We start from the raw sequence: 21,725 nt of genomic DNA, 5'->3' as shown, positions 1-21,725 counted from the left end.
GTCGCCTTGGGGGATATTTCGCTACCTAGAACGGACAGCAACTTATTGGGTTGCGAAGCAACGGAAGATTAATCGCTGATCCTGTAAGACTTGCCCCTTAATGGAGGGCTCTATATGCCGACGCACTGTGATGGCTGCCGCAATGGCGCCACTTTCGACCTTCCCTTTTCGATGGCGTTTCAGCCGATCGTCAACATAAGTACGGGCGCTGTCTTCGCTCATGAGGCGTTGGTGCGAGGTCCGAACGGCGAGGGCGCTGGTTCCGTTCTCAGCCAAGTCAAGGAAGGCAATCGCTATGCGTTCGACCAGCAATGTCGCGTGAAGGCGATTGAGTTGGCCTCTGAACTTTACGATCCTGCTGATGATGTAAAGCTATCGATCAATTTCATGCCGAACGCCGTCTATGAACCGCGGGCCTGCATTCGGCTGACACTTGCAACCGCCTTGAAGACCGGCTTTCCTCTTGACCGCATCATTTTCGAATTCACCGAAAACGAGCAGCTCGATACCAAACATGTTCTCCATATTCTTCGCACCTACAGGGATATGGGATTCAAGACGGCAATTGATGATTTCGGAGCCGGTCATTCCGGGCTCGGCCTTCTAACCGACTTCCAGCCCGACATTGTAAAATTGGACATGGGCTTGATCCGGGGGATCGACACAGACCCCGTCCGGCGCAAAATTGTAAAACATACGCTCGATATGCTAGAGGATCTGGCAATTGTTCCTTTGTGCGAAGGGGTGGAAACTGCGGAGGAGATGGCGACACTGAAAGACCTTGGCGTCTCCCTCATCCAAGGTTACTTTCTGGCAAAGCCTAGCTTTAAATCCCTCGCAATCCCCGCACGTCCGAGGGATATGTGCTCGGACGCCGCCTAAAGCCGGAGTGAAAGCGGGATGAAAGCACGGCGGTCGCCGTAAGTTAAGCTTGGTTTCTCGTAAAGGTCCTCGTCCCATTTTAAACATTCTTGGCTGTTGAGATGCAAAGATTGGGCCCAAGCCGACGGCCTATCGCATCGGCAAACGTCTTTTGCAGTGCCACACGTTGACACATCTGAAATTCCATGAGACGAGCCAGTTATGGCCAAACGTTCCACACGCAATTTCTCGCTGACCCCGGAGCTTGAGGGGTTCATTTCCGAGTGCCTGTCGTCGGGTAACTATGGCAATGCCAGTGAAGTCGTCCGATCGGGGCTGCGCCTGCTTCGTGACGGTGCCAAGCCCGCGATAACACCCACATCAGCTTGGCCAATCGGGGGCGGTGCCTGCGGCAGCATCATCCGGGAAAAGGACTGGTCAAAAACCGCCCTTGGGCCGACGAGCGGATGGTCCGTCGAGCTCCGTACCACGGTCGCCAATATCGTCAATTCGCCAGTTGCGAAAGTGCTGATGTGGGGGCCGGACCATGTGATGATCTACAACGATACCTATGCGAAGATCGCAGGTCAAAAACATCCTCGCGCACTTGGCAGCAACGTTGCAGAGGTCTGGCCAGAAATCTGGGACTGGAACCGTGACATGATCGAGGCCGGCCTTCGCGGCGAGCTTCGTTCCTACCGCGATCAGAGCATGACGCTTGTGCGAGATGGTCGGCCTGAGCAATTCATCTTCGATCTGTTTTACACACCGGTATACGAGGCCGACGGCAAAATCGGTGGCGTGATGTGTACGGTTGTTGACAACAGTGATCGCGTCGCGATGGAAAAACGTGTGAGCGAAAGCGAAGACGAACTGCGCCGCGTAACCGACGCCGTGCCGATGCTGATCTCCTATGTCGATCGCAGCCACGTCTACCGCTTCGCAAATCATGCCTATGAAGCGTGGTTTGGTATGAAGCCGGACGACATGGTTGGAAAACATATCGCCGCGGTCATCGGTGAGGGACCATACGAAAATCGGCGGCCAGACATCGACCGCGCACTGGCTGGCGGAGTCGTGACCGGCGAAGCCGACATGCCGGTGCAGGGCGGCGCGCCACGCCGCCTCGAAATTCGATACGTGCCGCATTTGGCGGGGGATGGATCAGTCCCCGGCACCTACATTCTCGGCATCGATATCGAAGATCGCGCTGTGCGCGAAGCCGAGCTGGAAATGAGCAACAGACGCTTTCGTACGGCCGTGAACGCAGTACATGGCGTTCTGTGGACCAACAGTGCGGACGGCAGAATGGTCGGCGAGCAGCCGGGCTGGGCAACACTCACCGGCCAGACGTTCGAGCAGTACCAAGGGTTCGGTTGGGCACAAGCTGTGCATCCGGATGACATGGACGCGTCGGTCGCGACCTGGAATGCCGCGGTCGAAGCGAAATCCATGTACGTGCATGAACATCGGGTCCGCCGGCATGATGGCGCGTGGCGTCAGTTCGCCATCCGCGCTCTGCCGATCATCGGCTCAAAAGGTGACATCGTCGAATGGGTGGGCGTTCATACTGATATCACCCATCAGCGCGCCGCTGAGGCGGCTTTGCGTGAGCAGGCAGAGGCGCTTGCGCGCCAGGTTCGTCACCGGGAGCGGGCCGAAGAGCAGCTAAAGCAGCTAAACGAAAATCTGGAAGCGCGCGTCATCACCGAGATTACCGAGCGCCGCCAGGCCGAAGTGAAGCTGGCGCAGGCTCAAAAAATGGAAACAGTGGGGAAATTGACCGGCGGCGTCGCGCACGACTTCAACAACCTGTTGCAGGTTGTGTCCGGCAATCTTCAGCTTCTGTCGAAGGAGGTTGCGGGCAACCAACGTGCCGAAGCAAAGATCGCAAACGCCATGGCCGGCGTATCGCGAGGTTCAAAACTCGCCAGCCAGTTGCTCGCCTTCGGTCGCCGTCAGGCGCTCGAACCTAAAGTGGTCAATATCAGCCGTTTCGTCCGCGACATGGACGACATGATCCGCCGGGCGATCGGCGAAGCCATCGAGGTCGAAACCGTATTTGGTGGAGGCCTCTGGAACACTTTTATCGATCCGACGCAGATCGAGAATGCTCTACTGAACCTCGCCATCAATGCACGCGATGCGATGGAAGGGCAGGGCAAACTGACGATCGAGCTGTCAAATGCTCACCTCGATGATGCCTATGCCCGCACGCATGATGAGGTCAGTCCCGGCCAGTATGTGATGATGGCGGTGACAGATACCGGGTCCGGCATGCCGCCCGAGATCATCGAAAAGGGTTTTCGAGCCGTTCTTTTCCACGAAAGCCGAAGGCAAGGGCTCCGGTCTTGGTCTGTCGATGGTTTACGGCTTCGTCAAACAATCCGGTGGCCATGTCAAAGTCTATTCGGAAGTCGGCCACGGCACGACCATCAAGCTTTATCTGCCGCGTGCGAACGAGGCCGAAGATGTCGAGGTCGCTGTCGATAACGGGCCAATTGTCGGGGGGACGGAAACTGTCCTTGTCGTTGAGGATGATGCGGAGGTCCGCGAAACCGTCATCTCGATGCTGACCGACCTTGGATATCGCACGCTGAAGGCGGTCGATGCATCGAACGCGCTGTCCGTGATCGATAGCGGCATTCCCATCGACATCCTGTTCACCGACGTCGTGATGCCAGGCACCCTCAAAAGTCCCGAACTCGCCCGAAAGGCGAAAGAACGGCTACCGAATATCGCCGTGCTCTTCACGTCAGGCTACACAGAAAATTCGATCGTGCACGGCGGCAGGCTCGATGCAGGCGTCGAGCTTTTGTCCAAGCCCTATACCCGTGAGGCGCTGGCGCGTAAGTTCCGTCATGTCTTGGCAAACCAGGCCCAGCGGGCGAATACGAAAACCAAGGGCCGCCTGGCGGACCCAGTGCAGAAGCTAGAGCAATCTCCAGCGCCTTCCGCCATCAATGTGGAACCAAGCAAAGTTGAGCCAAGCAAGTTGAAAGTCGGTCGCGCGACCGTTTTGCTGGTTGAGGACGATGCCCTTATCCGGATCAACACAGCTGAAATGCTCCAGGATGCCGGACTGATCGTCGTCGAAGCGGGAAGCGCTGAAGAGGCGAAAGCTGTCTTACAAACAATGGCGGTCGATGTGCTTGTCACCGACGTTAATCTCCCCGGCGCATCAGGCTCACAGCTGGCTGCTGAGGCTAGGGCTTTAAGGCCTGCTGCGCTGATCATATATGCGACCGGTGACCCGTCCTCCGTTCGCGATGAAACGGATGCCATTTTGGTGGCCAAACCCTACGATGCCGAAAAACTCGCCGAAGCCATCGCGAAGGCCGGGATTGAGAAATTCACGGGAGCACATTTGGATCGCGTTCAGAGTAACGACGAATTGGATGAGGCATAGGTGGTGGTCTGACATGCATCCGGATATGCGTGCGCTGCGAGGTCGTCACGAGGTGTTCGGCTCACTCCGCTCCCATATGCTTGGACAACTGAGATAGCTCTGCGATTCACTGCGGGGAAGGTTCAGCCGCGTCGGACCCGGGCGTTGGATTGTCTAGCTGTTCGTCATGACCATCCGGGTCAACGTCTTTCTTCTTTGACCGATCGACATTTTCCTGCGCGCGTCGCTTCAGTGCCTCGCGATCTTGGTCGGCGGTTTCGGGATCGCTTCGCGCAGCATCGCTGCCGAGATGTTTGTGTTTTGTCATCTGCAGATCCTTTTTGATTATCGATCGGTCATAGAGGGTAGGCGGATCATGATGCGTCAGAGGCGCTGCGAAAATTTGCCAGAACGCGTCCGCCTCTAAGGGGTCGCCTTCCCGATATCGGGTGCTGACGTCTTCGGCCATCTTGACCGACCGCCGGCTGCCAGTACTCAGTTGCGATCTTTGAATTCGACGTCTCGGTGTCGTTTGGTTCCAACGGATCGGCTATGTCAGGGACAGGTTGGCCGAGGTTGGAGCGTCATACTCCTCTTTGCCGGCCCGCTCGTCGAGCAAGCCCGCAAGCGCAGCTTTAAGAGGGCGAGGTCGAAGCGAAATCGCTCCGACCTCATCTTGCAGTCGCTAAGTGCCTATTCAGGCTTTGTCGACGACGCCTTTCACAGCATCTTTTGCATGACCTTTTACCTGCTGGGCGTCGCCCTTTGCTTCCTGAGCGGCGCCCTTGGCCTGCATACTTTTGTTGTCGGTGGCGTCACCGACAACCTGCTTTGCTTTGCCAGTCAGTTCATTCGCCTTGCCGGATACTTTATCGGCTGTCGAACCCATGTTCGGTTCTCCTTTTGAGAGCGGTACGCACGACCTTCGAGTCGCTACCCGGTCAAATGCCGGGGAAGTCCATCTTGGGTAGCTTAACGACCCGCTCGTCCAAACAATGCGCCGTCTGGCTTATCGTTCCGCACTGCTGGATGGGATTGCGCCCGCGATGCGTCTGACCGGTGATCGATAGGTTTAAGTGCGCAGGTCGGATCCTACCGGAATAGGTCGTTTTCGCCTTAACGCTTTATTTGAATGGGAGCGAAGTGCATTCCTTTTATAGTCTTTGGCGATCAAGCGAGCATGGCTTGATATATCGTCGTAGCAATCGACCAGTCTTTTTCGCGAAGTCCCTTGTTAAAAAATCTCGCAACGGTCGTCGTCAGTGACGGTCGGCGGGCCGGACCGGCCATTGGCACTCATGTCCTGCTTCGAGCGGTTCATCTCCGCCACTTGCTGTCCTGTGCTGCGCTCGTCAGACATGCCACTTCAGACGCATTTTGGTTCGGGCAGGACCGCCTGAAGTCCGGCAAGACCCCTCAGTTGCGTGACTTTCTTCCATGGTTCGATGTTTGGCTCCGTTGGTCCGGTTCGAAAATGATAGGAAGTCACCGAGTGTGCTCAGAGAAGTACAACCAGAAGATAAGATCGCGAAAAATTCAAAACTAATCGTTGACCTCTGACTGTCATTCCATTATGTATAGTTTATCGATCTTTTGCTTGCCGAGCTTTGTTCACCGCGCGATTGGCACCGTGCTCTAAGCGAACTTTTCTTTCAAAAATAGTCGGTTTTCGCCTGCGGAGCAGCTGCTTCGCGGTTCCTCAATCTATGCTTTGAAAGGGTTCATCATGACCACCGGCACAGTAAAATGGTTTAATTCCACCAAGGGCTTTGGCTTCATTCAGCCTGACAACGGCGGTGCTGACGCCTTCGTTCACATCTCGGCTGTCGAGCGGGCCGGAATGCGCGAGCTCGTCGAAGGCCAGAAGATCGGCTTCGAACTCGAGCGCGACATGAAGTCGGGCAAGATGTCGGCCTGCAATCTGCAGTCCGCTTAATCGATATCTGCTTCCCTTTGACCACGGATGTACTGGCACTGCCGGAAGCAATTATCAGTTTGAGGCCAGGCAGTTCGCCTGGCCTTTTTCGTTTAGGCGTTTTAGCCAACATCGAGGACATTCAATGACAGAGACATGTAGCAAATCCCGCCAGCAGGCCGAGACCGCCTGGGGCAGTCTCCAGACCGAGTTCTTCGCCAAGAACAATGCGACGGAAGAGCTCCAATCCGTGGCCCAGGCACGCGATGCCAAGACGCTCAGGCTGCGCGAAGCGCGTCTCGCCAAGGAGCAAGCCGACCGGATGTCTGCAACATCTGCGCTGCGTGCCAAACGAACCAAGGCCGGCTGATCATCCCAACGACGAATGTCAGGATAAGAATTTGAGACACTCCAGAAACAACGACCTTACCGACCGACGCTCAGCTGCTGCGGACGCCAAGGCAGCTCTCCTTATGGCCTACCGCGCTGCAAAGACGGCGGCTGAGCCGTCACAAGCCGCCAGACAGGCCGAGCGCGTCTGCCTTGTGGAGGCTCGTGAAGCGCGCCGCGCGCAACGGGCGCGACTGAAAGTCGAGGAGCGCGCCCGGATCGAGACCCTTGCGGCTCAAGAACGGGCGGCCACAGAGGCAGCAGCCGCAGCCGAGATCGAGGCTCGGCAGTCGGCCCAGAATGCCCGGATAGCACGGGTTGTTCAAGACGAGGCCGCCCGTAAAGCCGAGCGGGACAGGCGTGACGCCGCCCGAAAGGCCCGGCAGGCTTAATGTCTACTCCCGCCTAGTGTGGGATGCGGCCGTGGAATAGACCAGGGAGCGATATACAGTCGCGCTCGAACTTACTCATTCCTTAGGAGCCTTTGATGGCACCGGACACCAACGAGCTGCAGGCAATCAATACGGCCTGGCAGATAGCGATCCAGGAAATCCTGCGCATGGTCATCCGCGACATGTACCATGGTGCGGGTGAAGCGGGCTTTAGTTCCCACATTAAGCGAATAGAAGAAGCGGCCGTGGATAGCATCCAGACTGACTTGAGGCTTCGCGGAACTGACGAGTGGACGGAGGTGCTGGTAAAGGAGAGGGCTTGCAATTTCGTGACGACTTTGCTGACCTCCTTCACCTACGACCGTTCCTGATCCGGTCGATGCTCATCTGAGCCGTTGACTGTCAAAAAATCGCGCTTCTTGAACTTTCCAAACCTGTGCGGGGTTGATCTGTCGGGCGTCTGCCTAGATCAACCCAGCGAAGCAGCAATGAGCCAAGCGGTCATACATGGAAGAGCATAGCGCAGAACGCCTCGCAGCCATCGTAGAGTCTTCCTTCGACGCGATCATCAGCAAAGACCTCACCGGGACGATCGTCAGCTGGAACAATGCGGCCGAGCGCATGTTCGGTTTTGCGGAAAGCGAGGCAGTCGGAAAGCCGATCTATCTGATCATTCCAGACGACAAACGTGATGAGGAGGCCGATATCCTACGGCGGCTGAAGTTAGGGGAGCGGATCGAACCTCTGCAGACGACCCGCCGCCATCGAGATGGTCGAATAGTCCCTATCTCGATCACCATATCCCCCATCAAAAGCCGCGGCGGCGAGCTAATAGGGGCGTCCAGCATCGCTCGGGATATCTCGGAGACGCGCGAGAGTGACCGCCGGCTTCGCCTTTTGATGCGAGAAATCAATCATCGCGTCAAAAATCAATACGCGATTGTGCTTGCCGTCATCCGGCAGACGGCAACACGCTCCCGCTCAATCGAAGAGTTCGAGAGGCGGGTTCGTGAGCGTATCATGGCGCTATCGCATTCGCATGATCTTCTCTCGCAGGTCGATTGGGCCGGCGTCAGCCTTGCCGATCTGGTGGCTCATCAGCTCAAACCTTTCGAAGCTGTGCAGCCGGTCCAGATTATCGGCCCTCAAATCGTTCTTGACGCAAACGCCGTTCTCAATCTCGGCATGGCCTTTCACGAATTGATCATGAATGCGATGCGCTTCGGCGTTACGGATGTCGGCGGCATATCCATCACGTGGCGAGTGACCAGTGATGAGGGCGTCGACATGTTCGAGCTTATCTGGTCTGAGCAAGCCGTGCCCTATGCGGATTTACTGGCGCAGGATGAAGGCTATGGTGCTCTTGTCCTCTCAAAGGTGGTACCATCGGCTCTCTCAGGTCAGGCGACCTGGAGTGTTGACGGGGGAGTGGTCGTCTGGACGTTCGCAGCGCCACTCGCACGTATCCAGATCGGCCTAGGGTCTACGCCTCACCTGACATAAAGGTGCTCTACGCGGTTGCCCCTTCATTGACGCCAGTCGCAATTGGAGAGGGCTCATGCTTGTAATGTACGATTAATGTGCGATTTGAGCAGTCACTGCGAAGCGGAGCTAGACCATTGATTCCGCTTGTCCAGCCCGCTAGTTCTGATCAGGGTCATCTTTTTTGATTTGGCGGAAGAGAACTGAACATGAGCCAAGTAGGGTCACAGCCCGAATGGAATGCAAACGAGCTTAGGCAGGCCATTAAGTCAGCCGGCGTCGCGCTCTGGACCTGGATCGTCGATGACGACACGTTTGTGATGGATGCGAAGGCTTACGAGCTTTGGGATATTCCCGTCGAACAAGACCTCACTTTTGAGCATCTATCCGCCAAGGTTCATCCCGCCGACCGGGATCGGGTCAGAGCCGCTTTCGTTGCAACGCGGGCCATCGACGGACCTTTTGAAATCGACTTCCGCATTTTGACCACCACGTCTGACGTTCGGTGGATCTCTGCGAGAGGACAGGGCAACGAAGGTGACGCAGCTACAAAGAAAATGACGGGCATCTTCCTTGACGTGACGGGCCGAAAACAGGCCGAGGAAGGGCATGAGCTGCTCGCCGGCGAAATGAGCCACCGCGTCAAGAACTTGCTGGCGCTTGCGGCTGGTCTTACGAACATCACATCGCGCTCCACCGAGACGAAGGAGGAAATGGCAAAGCAACTGACGCAGCGCTTGACCGCACTTGGCCGTGCCCATGAGTTGGTCCGGCCCCTTCCGGATGGTCAGGGGAATGCGGCACTGCTGGGAGACATGTTTACCGTGCTTCTCGCGCCCTACGACGATGTCGGTGCCTTTGCGGGGCGTATCCGCGTAGCGGTCCCCAGGATGGGCCTCGGTGATAAGGCCGCTACGAGCCTTGCGCTGGTCATTCATGAGCTGGCGACCAACTCACTCAAATACGGCGCGCTGTCGAATGATACCGGGTTACTCGACATCTCAGGCAAGGTCGTGGAGGACGATATCGAAATTGTCTGGAGCGAGCAAGGCGGCCATACAGTCGAACCTACGCGCTCGGCGGAAGGATATGGCAGCAAGCTCCTGCAGCGGACCGTTTCCGGGCAACTCAAAGGTTCAATCGACGTCAGCTGGGTCGAGGGTGGTGTGGTTGTGACGCTGAGGTTGAAAGAAAGCCAACTCGCGGCCTAAGGGGATATTCTCAACACCGTGGCATAGCCTCTGGCGCTTGACGTCCGCAGCACTGCTTGATGATCGCTGAAGGCATATCGAGCGAAACTTCCAGCCGTCCCGCATAAACCATCGCTTGATCGTTCCCGTGCACTCTGCTTCGACGGTCCTGGCCACCATCCTTGTCGCAAAGCCTTTTTCCGCTTCGCGTTTCGGTGATCGGTGGGCCGCCAACTGCCCCATACCATTCGTTAATATTTCGCCATCACAGCAAGCACTGCTCGAGTTTCATATGGCCATCGCCCTAATTGCGAATGGTCACCAAGGAGTATGGCTGTGGCGCTTTATCTAAGACCCGTCGAGCAAAGTGTTAAGGACGCCATGTTGGACACGTGAGTCTTGCTGATCGTTAGGCCCCGACAATCCGGGAAGACGATGCTCGCGAAGACGTTCGCCACCCAAGCCACGAAGAATTACACTCTTGATGTCGGCTACGCCGAGATCCCAAACCACAGGATCATCTATTTGCGCGACAAGTCATCTGCCTCGCCATAAAACTGTCGTTGCGCAGCTAAGACCTCGTCGCGATGTTCATCTGCCCAGTTGAGGATTGCTTGCAAGTGTGGTTCGAGTGACCGCCCTAGCCGGGATATCTCGTAGACGACGGCAACGGGCGCGGTGCTGACGACCGAGCGGGTTACAAAGCCGTTGGCCTCCAGCCGACGAAGGCACTGCGTCAAGGCCTTTTGGGAGATGCCATCGTTTGCCCGTCGCAGCGCATTAAATCTCATTGGCCCGCTGCACAGGCATCCCAGCACGAGCAACGACCACTTTGTCGTAATCTCCTCTAAGACAAGCCTGTTCAGTTCGAGAGTTTCCGGCGGCATTGCAGCCATAACTGGGATACTCCTGTAAACCTGGTAGTGTTCAGGTGCGTAATTGCATTCACGTATAATAAGTATACCTAGATGGCCTTCAGCAGCAAGGAGGCTCGAATGACATCCAGCAATCATCAAGATATTGGCACGGCGGCGTCGGAGTTCAGTTCCGGAAAAACTGTCCTCGTCTTCGGCGCGACAGGCCAACAGGGCGGGGCCGTCGCATCGGCTCTGCGGGCCGATGGCTGGTCCGTCAGGGCACTTGTCCGCGATCCGGATGCCCAAAGAGGTCTGGATTTGGCATCGCTCGGTGTTGAGGTGGTCCAGGGGGATTTTACGAACGAAGCGTCGATCAGATCGGCTACGACAGGGGTCTATGGCGTGTTCAGTGTTCAGCCGAGTTCAGGGCAGGGGGCAGTCTACGGTGTTTCGGACGACGATGAGGTCAGGTATGGCAAAGTGATCGCCGATATTGCCATGCAATCCGGCGTCGGTCACTTCGTCTATACCTCGGTAAATGCCGCCGGGCCGGAAAAGACGGGCATGGGACATTTCGACAGCAAATCGGAGATCGAGGCCCATGTCAGGGCGCTGGATATCCCCAGCACCATCATACGTCCGGCGGGCTTCATGGAACTGCTGATGCTGCCTGGGATGGGTCTGGATCAGGATGCTTACGTCTCATTTCTTCGGCCGACACAGATCGGACAAGTCATCGCCGTTCGAGATATCGGCAAGATCGTGGCGCGCATCTTCTCCTATCCGGGCCGGTTTGTCGGTCGCACGATTGAGATCGCCGGCGATGAATTGACGGGAGACCGCTTGCAGCGAAGCCTCAGCCGCGCCGCTGGCCGGCCGATCAGCTACAGCCGGTTTCCGGATGTTCTTCTGAATGAGAACGACTTCCTGCGGCGATTGACTGAGTTGTTCGATGACGGACGACTGGCAGGCCACGCAGATATCGGAAGTCTTCGTGAAGAGTTTGGCCATCTGCTGAGCTTTGATGAATGGCTTGACGGCCCTGGAAAAAGCCTGTTTGAAGCAGCACAGAACGCCAGTAGCTCATCGATTGTCCTGCGCTAGAGCCTGCATTTGCGTGGAAGATGCCATGTGCTTCCGAGCCGCAGCCTTGGTCGATCCGAGGTAATGTCTTGCGCGATGCACGCAAGACGTCCACTTCACGCCGGAGTTCATTCCCCGGGGCGACGCGGGCTGGATTGCAGCTTTGGTATGGCGCGGCGGCCGGATGCTAGAGCCGGCGCCGACATTAGGCTGTTCCAGCGCTGATGCTAGAAGGGTCGCGACAGCGGCTACGTTACTGGCGTTGGCCCGGTCCTGGTTCCGGCGCACCTCGTCAAGCTGCTAAGAGCCCGGATCATCGAGGGCGACTTTTTCCGAACCGACCGATCTGGTGCGGAGCTACGACCTCGCCATTGGCTAGCAAGGTAGTGCAAACTCAGGGTGTCCGATTCAACTTGATGCCTGACGTGGCACTTTGGTGCCGATGAGGTGCCGATCTGTCAATCCATGGGGCTAAACGAGGCTGCACCACCGCATGTACATTATCGGTGTAGTGCCAGATACTGCTGGAACCGCCCACGCAACATGGCGTTCGCCTGTCCGGCCAGCAAAGTTCGACGAGCAGCCGGAGCAAAAGCTTGCCTGGGACCCTGCGCCCTTTGATCTTACTGCAAAGAGAACGGAACCGCATGGATCAAATTCAGGCCTATCCTGGAACCGTAGCCACATCCTGGGCATTTCGATAGTGATCGAATGCGAGAAAACCCATGGCCGTCAACCTCTCCAAATACCGTGCTAAGCGCGACTTCAAGAAAACCGCTGAGCCGAGCGGGGAGGCGCAGGTAAAATCCTCGAACCGTCGACGCTTTATCATCCAGAAGCACGACGCTACTCGCCTCCACTACGACCTCAGGCTAGAACTGGACGGTGTCTTCAAATCCTGGGCGGTCACCAAAGGACCATCGCTGGATCCGCAAGACAAGCGTCTCGCGGTGGAGGTCGAGGATCATCCGCTGGATTACGGTGATTTCGAGGGCACTATTCCTAAGGGCCAGTATGGTGGGGGCACGGTTATGCTCTGGGATCGGGGCTACTGGAAGCCAGAGGGCAACAAGACGCCAGAGCAGGCGCTCGCCAAAGGCGATTTCAAATTCACGCTCGAGGGCGAACGGCTTCATGGGAGTTTCGTCCTCGTGCGAATGCGTGGACGAGAAGGCGAGACGCGAAACAACTGGCTTCTGATCAAACACCATGATGATTTCTCCGTCGACAAAGACGGCGCTGCAGTACTCGAAGAGAATGCGATGTCTGTTGCTTCTGGGCGGACGATGGATGCCATTGCATCGGGAAAAGGCCGAAAGCCAAAGCCGTTCATGACATCAGGTGGTTCCGTTGAGGCGGATGCGGTCTGGGATAGCAGCGAAGGCCTTGCCGCCGACGAACGAAAGGCAGCATCGAAGAAAAGGACCAATCCGCGCGATAAGACTGTGTCCTCTGCAATGCCGTCGTTCATCGCGCCGCAACTGTGCGAAGCACTGGAACGACCGCCATCCGCAAACGGCTGGGTTCACGAGATCAAGTTTGACGGCTACCGCATACAGATGCGCATCCAAGGTGGTGAGGTCACCCTCAAAACGCGCAAAGGCCTCGATTGGACCAAGAAATACCCTGCTATCGCTCGTTCTTGCGAAGGACTTCCAGATGCTATCATCGACGGCGAGATATGCGCCCTCGATGAAAACGGTGCACCGGATTTTGCAGCGCTGCAAGCATCGTTGTCGGAAGGTAAGACCGACGATCTCGTCTTCTTCGCCTTTGATCTGATGTTTGCTGGCGGTGAAGACCTTCGCGATTTGCCGCTGACAGAGCGAAAGGAGCGGTTAGTTGCTCTTCTGCGCAAGGCGGGGGACGACCCACGTATACGCTTTGTCGAACACTTCGAGACAGGCGGGGATGCTGTTTTAAAATCGGCCTGCAAATTGTCGCTCGAAGGCATCGTTTCGAAAAAGGCCGATGCAACCTATGTGTCCGGCCGAACGAAGACGTGGGCGAAATCCAAATGCCGAGCGGGACACGAAGTGGTGATAGGTGCCTACGCCACCACCAACGGGAAATTCCGCTCGCTCCTAGTCGGTGTCAATCGCGGTGACCACTTTGTTTATGTCGGCCGCGTTGGGACTGGTTACCCGGCGAGCGTGATCGACAAGTTGTTGCCGCGATTGAAGGAGGTCGAAACCACGAAATCTCCGTTCACCGGCATCGGTGCTCCGAAGAAAACACCAGAAATTTTTTGGCTGAAGCCCGAGCTGGTTGCGGAAATCGAGTTTGCGGGATGGACAGCGGACGGCCAGGTCCGACAAGCCGCGTTCAAAGGCTTGCGCGAGGACAAGCCTGCGGAAGAGGTTGAGGCAGATCAGCCAGCGAGCCCGGACGAAACGGATGTTCCCGACCCTGAGACCGAGGCTCCGAAACCGCGCACGGCATCGAAATTTCGCAAGGGAGCGAAGGTCGATGTCATGGGCGTTCTGATATCCAGCCCTGAGAAACCCATGTGGCCCGATGCCTCGGACGCAGAGCCGGTCACAAAGCTTGATCTGGCTCACTACTACGAGGCCGTGGGGCCATGGCTGATCGATCACATAAAGGGACGGCCTTGTTCGATCATCCGGACGCCAGACGGTATCGGGAGCGAGCAGTTCTTTCAGCGGCATGCGATGCAGGGAACTTCAAACCTCATCGAGCAGGTCAAAGTGTCGGGCGATAAACAGCCCTATCTGCAAATCGACCGCGTCGAGGGATTGGCCGCCATCGCCCAAATTGGGGGAACAGAGCTACATCCTTGGAACTGCGAACCCAATCTTCCGGAGGTGCCGGGGCGCTTGGTGTTCGATCTTGACCCCGGTCCGGATGTCGATTTCAACACAGTCATAGAAGGCGCCCGCGAGATACGAGATCGATTGGAGGAGCTCGGCCTAGTCAGCTTCTGTAAGACAACCGGGGGCAAGGGGCTGCATGTGGTGACGCCGTTGTCCGTGCCGAAAGGCAAGACGCTCACGTGGGACCAAGGCAAGGCCTTCGCGCACGATATCTGCCAGGAAATGGCCAGAGACAACCCGGACCGCTACTTGATCAAGATGACGAAAAGTCTCCGCAGTGGGCGCATTTTCTTGGATTACTTGCGCAATGATCGTACCGCGACTGCAGTCGCGCCGCTTTCACCGAGGGCCCGAGCAGGAGCGACGGTGTCGATGCCGCTCAACTGGACGCAGGTCAAGGCAGGGCTCGACCCGAGGCGGTTCACGATCAGATCGGTGCCCGCTCTCCTCAAGCAGACCACTGCCTGGCAGGATTATTGCGACGGCGAGCGGTCCCTCGAACAGGCAATCAGGCGATTAAACAAATCCAAAAAGCGGGCTGCCTGACGAGCAAAGAATTGCCAGTGGAACGACGAACTGTTGCACGCGAGGCAGCCGCGCCGAAGTGATGCATTGCTGCTTTAGCCAGCTTTGCGGGACTTCAGTTCTTTTTGGACTGATTTCTTGAGCGCATCCATGATGTTAACGACGTTGCTCTGGTTTCCGTCATTTCCCGTTCTCTTTTTGGAGGCCTGCTTCTTTGAGGGCTTATGGGCCCTTTTCTTCGAAGCGATAAGCTTCAGCAAGCTATCCTGGATCGGATCGGACGCCATGGCTGGCGACCATTTTTGAGTACGCTTCTTGATGATCTTTTCGAGTGCGGCGACGCCCTTTGCGTCCGACGTCTTGTCTATGCCGGCGAAATACTCACTTTCCGGTCGGACTTCGTCACCAAACCTGAGCGCCCACACGACAATGCCGTTGTCGCGAGGCTCGAGGATCACGGCGCGTTCTCGACGGCCAAGGACGACCCGAGCGACGCCCACGACGTCCTTAGCCTTCATTGCCTCCCGAATGACAGCAAAGGCTTCGTCACCGATTTTCTGATTGGCGGTGAGGTAAAACGGGGTGTCGAGATAAATCCACTCGATCTTCTCCCTAGACACAAACCGTTCAATGTCGATGGTGCGAACGCTCTCCAGCTCTACGGACTCTAGTTCGTCATCGGTGAGAATAACGTAGTCGTCTTCACCGCGCTCATATCCCTTGGCCTCGTCCTCGTCTTTGACCGGCTTGCCGGTTACACTGTCGATGTACTGTGAAACAACCCGATTGCCGGTCTTTTCGTTAAGAGTATGAAACCGCACTTTCTCGCTCTCCGAGGTCGCTGGGACCATCGCTACGGGGCAGGTGACAAGCGAAAGCTTCAAATAACCTCTCCAGTACGGACGTCGTGGGGCCATGGTCAGCTTGCCTTCTTCTGAGTGGTCTTGGATGGCGTCTTTGCATCAGCCTTCGTTTTCTTTTTCCCGGCATTGGCGTTGGCGGCCTTTGGCTTGCTGGAGGAAGGCTTGCTCAATCCAGCGCTTTCTCGAAGTGCCTTCAGAAGATCATTCGGTTTAGAAATCTTCACCGGCTTAGGTTTCGGAAGGGATTTTCCTTCAGCCTTTGCCTTTACCAGTGCAGCAAGAGCGGTTTCATATCGGTCATCAGTCTTAGCGGGATCGAAGTCGCCGATTTTCGTATCGATTATGTGCTTGGCCAAGTCGAGCATCTCGTTTTCGACCTTAACCTTCGCAACGCCCTTGAACGCTTCCTTTGAAGACCGCACCTCGTAATCGAAGTTGAGTGTCGTCGCGATCAGGCCCCTGCCGTGTGGTCTGATTAAAACGGTCCGCATTCGCCGGAACAGAACGGTCCGCGCAATAGCCACCACGCGAGTGCTGGCCAGTGCGTCGCGGATGCAGTTGAAAGGATCGCTAGCTTCGTCATCTACAGGCACGAGGTAATAAGGCTTGTCGAAATAGACATCATCGACTTCGCCGCAAGCGATGAAAGCTTCTGCCTCAAGCATCTTATCTGAATCTGGGATGACGGCGGCTACCTCTTGCGGATCGATCATGATGTAGTCGCCGCTTCCCGTCTCGAAACCCTTCACTTGTTGCTCTCGCGCGACAACCTCTTCAGTTTCGCTGTCGATGAACTCCCGCTGTAAACGGTTTCCGGTTTTCTGGTTTAACATATGGAAGCTTATACGGTCGGAAGTCGATGCGGCGGTATACAGGCCGACGGCGCAACTAAGATCGCCAATCTTCAGGTGTCCCTTCCATTGAGCGCGGTGAGCGGTCATTCCACGTGCCTCCAAAGATGTCGAAAGGTAACTATGTCTGATCCAACATGGTTCCCGAGGCTGAGCGAACGCGGTTGCACGACGATCGCTTGATGGGCGCCCTCAGGATCCGTTCCTCGATCGCGTTGTAATCTGGTTGCGTTCGTGACGCGGCAGGAGGGAGCGCATCGCCTTATCATCTGGGTCGAAGGCGATGGATCCAACTTTATCGATCCCGCACAGCTTCAGCCGAGACTTAACCGGCTTCTTAGGGTCCTGAGCGATCATTGGAGCGACATGCGATGATAATATGCCTATGCGATCGCAAGATAGTCGACGAGCCGCCTGGCGTGAACAGGCAGGGCCGCGAAATTTCGTGCACAGACGAGAAGGTGACGCAATGCCCAGGCGTCAGCGAGGGGAACGACACCGAGTCTGAGCGGATGCTGATATCGCCTCGCGTAAACCTCTGGCACGATAGCCAGCCCAACGCCGCTTGCGACCATAGCGCAGATGTCCTCGAACGCGTCCAAACGGATGCGGAGCTTGAACTGCCGGCCCTCACGCGACGCGTGTGTCGAAAGGTGCCCCTGCAGCGCACTATCGGCAGGCAGACCCACGAACGGCTGGTCAAGCACCTCGCGGAATGGAACCGTGCTCCGTTTTGCCAGGGGATTGTCGGCAGTGGTAATCAATACGAGCCTGTCGGTCTTGAACGGCCGAGTTTCTAGCGATCCGATGTCTGTGGTGTCTGCCGCGATCCCGAGATCGGCAAGACCTCCAGCGACGCCTGCAACGACATCCGGGCTCTGACGTTCGTCGAGGTCCACGTCTATTGTTTGATGGTCGACCAGGAATCGCCGAAGCACTTCGGGTAGGTGCGCCATCGCCGCGCGCCCTGACATCAACCTGATTTGACCACGTAGCCCTTTCGCGTAAAGTTGCAGGTCGCCACGCATCTGCTCCATTTGTCCAAGAACGATGCGGGCATGGTGTGCGAGAGCATCGCCAGCCTGTGTCGGACGCGCGCCACGTGCGCCACGGTCGAGCAGCGGCACTGCGCTGAACTCTTCCATTCCACGGATTCGGGCACTGGCCGATGCCAAAGCCATACCCGCCCGTTCGGCGCCGTGAGTGATGCTCTCGGCCTCCACCACATGGAGAAACAAGCGAAGGTCAGTGATGTCGAACCGCATGCATCCTCCCCAATTTGGATCCTTCGGATAAACCGAAGGCTTCCCTTGTATCTTACACATTGTGTCGTGTCGCCTGGCGAGGTTTACATCAAAGTCGGACTAGGAAGGAAATGCGATGGACACCACAGAGAAGCTCCTGCGGGCTTTCATATTCAGATTGGCGCTTCTTCTGCTTGCCGTGCTGGCAGCGAGGCACTTTGGCGATCAAGCTCAGCGAGCCATCGCTGGCGCGCCTGCGACGATCGCTGCGTTCGACGCGAGCATCGACGGTTCCTCGGGATCTTCAGTCGCAAACGTTGGTCTGCAAGATTAGCTAGCCTCGAAATCGACGCTCTCAGTGAGTTCATTGAGGCACTATCCGAAATCCCCCCGGTTGTGGGGGCGCCGCTCGGCGATCATCGGGTCACGTGTCAGCAGACATGACGAGAGTAGGACATGCCACGCAGGCTTTATCCCGGCACGGGATGGCGTTTTTGGCGATGTCGGTCAATGCACTGAGCGTCATTCGAGCAACGCAGGATTGCTTGATGGTGACGACAAAATCCGCAGCGTCCTGTTCTGATCAAAGCTGCCATAAGCTTTTCATTTCGACCGATGCGTGCCTGTAAGAACTTGCACTAGCTGAAGAAGTCGAAGGCATCTTTTAACGTATTCAGCGTTAACTCCAAGTATCGAAGACATATTTTGCCTGTAATGGCAAAAGCGCATGGAGATCCGCATGTTTCAGACGGCGACAAACCTAAACATTTTTCGCGATGCGTTAGTGGCGCACATGGATCTCGCCGAATACTTCCTCGGTATCCACGCCTTTTTCGATGGTGAGGTCATTTTTCTGCGGGATGTTGTTCACGTGAATATGGACCTAGCACCATTTCCGGTCGACTTCTCAAATCTGTGGGAGTGGTTCAGGGAACAGCTTAAGGGAGGGACTGGCCAGGAAACCTTCGCTTATGAGCTACACTTCGTTGTTGACGCACCGGAGGATCCTGCCATGGAAAAGTTCCTCGAAATCACGCGAGGCACCGCAATGACAATCTGGATGTTCGACCTGGCCCATCAAGAGGCCGATGGAAAAGGCCGCCGCTTTGTGATCGTGACCTCACCTCACAAGAAAGGCGCGAAAGCGTTTAGAGAGCTGTTTCACGGGCGAGATCTTGGGTCAGACTGAGCGCGAAAGGTTGCCATTCTTCACCAGAAAACTTCAAAATCAATCAATGCCAATCAGAGCAAAAAGCGCAATTGCTCTGTCTGGAGGTGCTGCCCTACTCTCTCGAGCGATGAGAGTGTAACTCCCAGCAGCCGGACACCTCTTGGCGGTGGAAACATAGGCTTGAGCAACAATGCGATCGTCTGCTCGATTTCGCCCATTGATTCGAATGGCTGCTCGATTGTCTTTGCGCGCGTGATCTGTGTGAAATCCGAGTACTTCAACTTTAACGTGACAGTTTTTGCGCGTATGGCGTTGGCCTCGCAGTAGCGCCAGACCTTGGCGATCAATGGCTGCATGCCTTCAAGTGCCGGGTCATACGAATGGATGTCCTGGGCGAAGGTGTCCTCGGCGCCGACCGATTTGCGAACTCTGTCCGGCTTGACGCGTCGCTCGTCGATGCCGCGGGCGATGCCATAGAAATATGGCCCCGATTTCCCAAAGTGCTCGACAAGGAAAGGCAGGTCCTTTTGTCTGAGATCGGCGCCGTTTTGGATCCCGAGACGGTGCATCTTCTCTGCTGTAGCCGGGCCGACACCGTGGAATTTCTTGACCGGAAGCGTTTCGACGAACCGCGGGCCGACCTTCGGCGTGAGGACCGCCTGACCGTTTGGTTTGTTCAGGTCGCTCGCCATCTTGGCCAAGAACTTGTTGTAGCTGATCCCGGCAGACGCGTTTAGCCCGGTGGCGTCCTTGATCCTGGTGCGGATCTCGAGCGCGATCTGTGTGGCGATCTCGATGCCCTTTAGATTTTCCGTCACGTCGAGATAGGCCTCGTCCAATGACAACGGCTCGATCAGAGGCGTGTAATCGGCGAAGATCTCCCGGATCTGCGCAGAGATGGCCTTGTAGACCTCGAATCTCGGCTTGACGAAGATGAGGTCGGGGCATTTCCGCTTGGCCGTCACCGATGCCATTGCCGAGTGGACACCATATATGCGGGCCTCGTAACTGGCTGCCGCGACGACACCGCGCGCCTCTGACCCGCCGACCGCCACGGGCTTGCCGCGCAGCTCCGGATTGTCGCGCTGCTCTACCGACGCATAGAAGGCATCCATGTCGACATGGATGATCTTTCGCACGGGGGCTGGTGTTACGCTGTCGGGGGTTGCGGTCAAGACGTCTTCCATATCATGCGCCCGCATCCATCACGGGCTCGATCTTCAGCAAGTCGTCTGGCAGCGGGCGCTGCAACGCTTTGGCTTCGTCCCATGAGGCGGTGAGCCAGGTTTCGACCTCGTCTTGCGTTGTCAGGATCACTGGCATCGCTTTTTGGTGGATCGGGGCGACGATGCCATTCGGCTCGGTCGTCAGGAAGGCAAACAGGTCGATGGTGACGAGACCATCCTTGACCTTGCGCACGCTGGTCCAGTCCTTCACCCACAGTCCGGCAAAGAACATGAGCGGGTCGTCGCTTGTGCTGGCGAAACAGGCATTCGGCGTGCGGCCACCTTCGACCTTGCTGGCCGGATCGGGCTCGGCAAACCGGGTGAACGGAACCACACAACGGTTCTGCACGCCAAGCCATCGTTTCCAATGTTGGCTGGAGGTGTTCCGGATGTTGGTCGTGCCACCGTCTGGTTCCATCTTCAGGAGTTCGTTAAAGTCGAACTCCTTGCCTTTTGCGCGCAGCTTGTCGGCCCGTTTGCTGGCAGCATCGAGCAGCGCCTTGCTGGACGAGGGCATGCCCCAGCGGACCATAGTCAGTTCCCGGCGGTCTTCGTTGTTGCGAACGATGGGAGCCAAGCGATCAGGATAGACATCGATGGAGTCCTCCATGTTGCCGATATGGTCGTGGGTCATAGACACGAACGACCGGATCGCTTCCTGATTGGTAGTGACGTTATAGGCATTGCACATGCGAAAGCCTCCTTAATCCTGATAGGGACCGTGAAGCCTTTCCGCCTCGACTTCAAGCCTGTCGATTTCGATGGACAGCATGTGGTCGTATCCGGACAGAAGGTCGGCAAGTTGGGCCAGCGGCAAAGGCGAGACGGCGCTGCCGTCGTCAGGATGCAGAATGATCTCTCCTGTTTCCATACGCTCGATGTGGTCGCGAACGGTATCGCGCTCCCTGATACGTGCTTTAAGGCTCTCGATGGTGCTCGCGATCATGACGTCTTCATCGCTGCGGCTAAAATGCGTACCGTCCAACCCAGCGAGACGACGATCTTCGAATGAAACGATATTGTCGATCATGTTCAGTCCTCCTTGTCGGCTTTCGCGGAAATGGTGAGTTGGCATCGGTCAATACCGTCCGCGGCATTCATCCGGTCGCATCCCAGGCCGATCCTACGGCGCAGCTTGTGCATTGGGATTGATGCGCCGTGCCGTTTTACGACGGCCTTCCGATCGAGATCGTCGCAGCGGTCACATGTCCGACAGTCGACGCGCAGGATGTGACCACGTAACTGTCGAAGAATAATGTCCTCGCCAGAGGAATTTTTTCTTATTTTTTCGATTGTGCTCATCTGTGGATGGATGCTCGTTAGCTTGTTGAATTCGTTTCCTGATCGCCAGCAGCGCCGCTGTGGATGGCTATTGGATGACCGATTTCGACCAAAACATCATGATTGACTCACATGCCGATCAGGAACAAAAAGAGAACCTACTCGCTTTGGA

At 56.6% G+C, this 21,725-nt stretch carries 20 protein-coding genes and 1 pseudogene; 12 read left to right on the top strand and 9 right to left on the bottom strand.

The features are described from left to right. The first annotated feature begins 114 nt into the window (after positions 1-114). Together ACIQUB_RS24410 and ACIQUB_RS24405 are read left to right on the top strand one after the other, a co-directional pair. On the top strand, positions 115-882 hold the full coding sequence (locus tag ACIQUB_RS24410; RefSeq protein WP_402933005.1) for an EAL domain-containing protein: 768 nt from the start codon (positions 115-117) through the stop codon (positions 880-882). Positions 883-1,083: 201 nt separating this feature from the next. After that, positions 1,084-4,270: pseudogene (locus tag ACIQUB_RS24405) on the top strand (type II toxin-antitoxin system ParD family antitoxin). A 106-nt stretch (positions 4,271-4,376) separates the two neighbouring features. Here the strand turns inward: ACIQUB_RS24405 and ACIQUB_RS24400 are convergent. Both ACIQUB_RS24400 and ACIQUB_RS24395 read right to left on the bottom strand, forming a co-directional pair. After that, the gene (locus ACIQUB_RS24400) at positions 4,377-4,718 is read right to left on the bottom strand and encodes a hypothetical protein (RefSeq protein WP_402933002.1); all 342 of its coding nucleotides are present in this window, start codon (positions 4,716-4,718) and stop codon (positions 4,377-4,379) included. Positions 4,719-4,946: 228 nt separating this feature from the next. Then, a complete protein-coding gene (locus ACIQUB_RS24395; protein WP_018902425.1) occupies positions 4,947-5,138 on the bottom strand; it encodes a CsbD family protein in 192 nt (63 codons plus the stop codon). Between the two features lie 837 nt (positions 5,139-5,975). Between ACIQUB_RS24395 and ACIQUB_RS24390 the strand changes: the two genes are divergently transcribed. From ACIQUB_RS24390 to ACIQUB_RS24365, 6 genes are all read left to right on the top strand, one after another. Continuing rightward, the gene (locus ACIQUB_RS24390) at positions 5,976-6,185 is read left to right on the top strand and encodes a cold-shock protein (RefSeq protein ID WP_018902430.1); all 210 of its coding nucleotides are present in this window, start codon (positions 5,976-5,978) and stop codon (positions 6,183-6,185) included. A 124-nt stretch (positions 6,186-6,309) separates the two neighbouring features. Beyond that, positions 6,310-6,534, top strand: coding sequence for a hypothetical protein (locus tag ACIQUB_RS24385; protein ID WP_402932996.1), 225 nt, complete (start codon positions 6,310-6,312; stop codon positions 6,532-6,534). 31 nt (positions 6,535-6,565) lie between these two features. Beyond that, complete coding sequence (locus ACIQUB_RS24380; protein WP_402932993.1) at positions 6,566-6,946, top strand: DUF6481 family protein; 381 nt, start codon at positions 6,566-6,568, stop codon at positions 6,944-6,946. A gap of 95 nt (positions 6,947-7,041) precedes the next feature. Further along, positions 7,042-7,317 carry a hypothetical protein gene (locus tag ACIQUB_RS24375; protein WP_402932991.1) on the top strand — a complete coding sequence of 92 codons (276 nt, stop codon included), beginning with the start codon at positions 7,042-7,044 and terminating at the stop codon, positions 7,315-7,317. A 136-nt stretch (positions 7,318-7,453) separates the two neighbouring features. Next, positions 7,454-8,449: a sensor histidine kinase gene (locus ACIQUB_RS24370; RefSeq protein ID WP_402932988.1), complete on the top strand. Its 996-nt coding sequence runs from the start codon at positions 7,454-7,456 to the stop codon at positions 8,447-8,449. Between the two features lie 188 nt (positions 8,450-8,637). After that, positions 8,638-9,639: a sensor histidine kinase gene (locus tag ACIQUB_RS24365; RefSeq protein ID WP_402932985.1), complete on the top strand. Its 1,002-nt coding sequence runs from the start codon at positions 8,638-8,640 to the stop codon at positions 9,637-9,639. Positions 9,640-10,139: 500 nt separating this feature from the next. Here ACIQUB_RS24365 and ACIQUB_RS24360 read toward each other — a convergent pair whose 3' ends face one another. Then, positions 10,140-10,514 carry a helix-turn-helix domain-containing protein gene (locus ACIQUB_RS24360; protein ID WP_018902171.1) on the bottom strand — a complete coding sequence of 125 codons (375 nt, stop codon included), beginning with the start codon at positions 10,512-10,514 and terminating at the stop codon, positions 10,140-10,142. A gap of 99 nt (positions 10,515-10,613) precedes the next feature. On the opposite strand from ACIQUB_RS24360, the gene ACIQUB_RS24355 reads away from it, so the two are divergent. Then, complete coding sequence (locus tag ACIQUB_RS24355; protein WP_402932982.1) at positions 10,614-11,579, top strand: NmrA/HSCARG family protein; 966 nt, start codon at positions 10,614-10,616, stop codon at positions 11,577-11,579. A 704-nt stretch (positions 11,580-12,283) separates the two neighbouring features. Next, positions 12,284-14,938, top strand: coding sequence for a DNA ligase D (gene ligD, locus ACIQUB_RS24350; protein ID WP_402932980.1), 2,655 nt, complete (start codon positions 12,284-12,286; stop codon positions 14,936-14,938). 74 nt (positions 14,939-15,012) lie between these two features. On the opposite strand, the gene ACIQUB_RS24345 is transcribed toward ligD, so the two are convergent. From ACIQUB_RS24345 to ACIQUB_RS24335, 3 genes are all read right to left on the bottom strand, one after another. Next, complete coding sequence (locus tag ACIQUB_RS24345) at positions 15,013-15,834, bottom strand: Ku protein (RefSeq protein ID WP_402932977.1); 822 nt, start codon at positions 15,832-15,834, stop codon at positions 15,013-15,015. 2 nt (positions 15,835-15,836) lie between these two features. Then, entirely contained in the window at positions 15,837-16,721 is an 885-nt protein-coding gene (locus tag ACIQUB_RS24340) for a Ku protein (protein WP_402932974.1), read from the bottom strand. Between the two features lie 293 nt (positions 16,722-17,014). Continuing rightward, positions 17,015-17,896: a LysR family transcriptional regulator gene (locus ACIQUB_RS24335; RefSeq protein WP_402932971.1), complete on the bottom strand. Its 882-nt coding sequence runs from the start codon at positions 17,894-17,896 to the stop codon at positions 17,015-17,017. A 115-nt stretch (positions 17,897-18,011) separates the two neighbouring features. Here ACIQUB_RS24335 and ACIQUB_RS24330 point away from each other — a divergent pair, with 115 nt between their 5' ends. Continuing rightward, positions 18,012-18,209, top strand: coding sequence for a hypothetical protein (locus ACIQUB_RS24330; protein WP_402932969.1), 198 nt, complete (start codon positions 18,012-18,014; stop codon positions 18,207-18,209). A gap of 405 nt (positions 18,210-18,614) precedes the next feature. Further along, positions 18,615-19,064, top strand: a complete 450-nt coding sequence (locus tag ACIQUB_RS24325; RefSeq protein WP_402932967.1) for a hypothetical protein — start codon at positions 18,615-18,617, stop codon at positions 19,062-19,064. Between the two features lie 53 nt (positions 19,065-19,117). Here the strand turns inward: ACIQUB_RS24325 and dinB are convergent, their stop codons facing one another. From dinB to ACIQUB_RS24310, 3 genes are read right to left on the bottom strand one after another with little or no spacing between them, the layout of a single operon-like run. Beyond that, positions 19,118-20,233: a DNA polymerase IV gene (gene dinB, locus ACIQUB_RS24320; RefSeq protein WP_402932964.1), complete on the bottom strand. Its 1,116-nt coding sequence runs from the start codon at positions 20,231-20,233 to the stop codon at positions 19,118-19,120. Position 20,234: 1 nt separating this feature from the next. Next, entirely contained in the window at positions 20,235-20,963 is a 729-nt protein-coding gene (locus tag ACIQUB_RS24315; RefSeq protein WP_402932962.1) for an SOS response-associated peptidase, read from the bottom strand. Positions 20,964-20,975: 12 nt separating this feature from the next. After that, positions 20,976-21,302: a hypothetical protein gene (locus tag ACIQUB_RS24310; RefSeq protein WP_402932959.1), complete on the bottom strand. Its 327-nt coding sequence runs from the start codon at positions 21,300-21,302 to the stop codon at positions 20,976-20,978. Positions 21,303-21,725 lie beyond the last annotated feature (423 nt).

This window comes from Rhizobium sp. NPDC090275 (assembly GCF_044772225.1).
GTDB lineage: Bacteria > Pseudomonadota > Alphaproteobacteria > Rhizobiales > Rhizobiaceae > Rhizobium.
Note: the sequence above shows the minus strand (reverse complement) of the source record. Positions and strands in the feature narration are given on the sequence as shown.

Bases quoted from the DNA above. Each gene is read 5' to 3' on its own strand.
- ACIQUB_RS24365 (WP_402932985.1), top strand. From the start codon at position 8,638: ATGAGCCAAGTAGGGTCACAGCCCGAATGGAATGCAAACGAGCTTAGG.
- ACIQUB_RS24325 (WP_402932967.1), top strand. From the start codon at position 18,615: ATGTTTCAGACGGCGACAAACCTAAACATTTTTCGCGATGCGTTAGTG.
- ACIQUB_RS24400 (WP_402933002.1), bottom strand. From the start codon at position 4,718: ATGGCCGAAGACGTCAGCACCCGATATCGGGAAGGCGACCCCTTAGAG.
- ACIQUB_RS24310 (WP_402932959.1), bottom strand. From the start codon at position 21,302: ATGATCGACAATATCGTTTCATTCGAAGATCGTCGTCTCGCTGGGTTG.
- ACIQUB_RS24390 (WP_018902430.1), top strand. From the start codon at position 5,976: ATGACCACCGGCACAGTAAAATGGTTTAATTCCACCAAGGGCTTTGGC.
- ACIQUB_RS24315 (WP_402932962.1), bottom strand. From the start codon at position 20,963: ATGTGCAATGCCTATAACGTCACTACCAATCAGGAAGCGATCCGGTCG.
- ACIQUB_RS24355 (WP_402932982.1), top strand. From the start codon at position 10,614: ATGACATCCAGCAATCATCAAGATATTGGCACGGCGGCGTCGGAGTTC.
- dinB (WP_402932964.1), bottom strand. From the start codon at position 20,233: ATGGAAGACGTCTTGACCGCAACCCCCGACAGCGTAACACCAGCCCCC.
- ACIQUB_RS24345 (WP_402932977.1), bottom strand. From the start codon at position 15,834: ATGGCCCCACGACGTCCGTACTGGAGAGGTTATTTGAAGCTTTCGCTT.
- ACIQUB_RS24360 (WP_018902171.1), bottom strand. From the start codon at position 10,514: ATGGCTGCAATGCCGCCGGAAACTCTCGAACTGAACAGGCTTGTCTTA.
- ACIQUB_RS24340 (WP_402932974.1), bottom strand. From the start codon at position 16,721: ATGACCGCTCACCGCGCTCAATGGAAGGGACACCTGAAGATTGGCGAT.
- ACIQUB_RS24385 (WP_402932996.1), top strand. From the start codon at position 6,310: ATGACAGAGACATGTAGCAAATCCCGCCAGCAGGCCGAGACCGCCTGG.
- ligD (WP_402932980.1), top strand. From the start codon at position 12,284: ATGGCCGTCAACCTCTCCAAATACCGTGCTAAGCGCGACTTCAAGAAA.
- ACIQUB_RS24330 (WP_402932969.1), top strand. From the start codon at position 18,012: ATGGACACCACAGAGAAGCTCCTGCGGGCTTTCATATTCAGATTGGCG.
- ACIQUB_RS24370 (WP_402932988.1), top strand. From the start codon at position 7,454: ATGGAAGAGCATAGCGCAGAACGCCTCGCAGCCATCGTAGAGTCTTCC.
- ACIQUB_RS24335 (WP_402932971.1), bottom strand. From the start codon at position 17,896: ATGCGGTTCGACATCACTGACCTTCGCTTGTTTCTCCATGTGGTGGAG.
- ACIQUB_RS24410 (WP_402933005.1), top strand. From the start codon at position 115: ATGCCGACGCACTGTGATGGCTGCCGCAATGGCGCCACTTTCGACCTT.
- ACIQUB_RS24375 (WP_402932991.1), top strand. From the start codon at position 7,042: ATGGCACCGGACACCAACGAGCTGCAGGCAATCAATACGGCCTGGCAG.
- ACIQUB_RS24395 (WP_018902425.1), bottom strand. From the start codon at position 5,138: ATGGGTTCGACAGCCGATAAAGTATCCGGCAAGGCGAATGAACTGACT.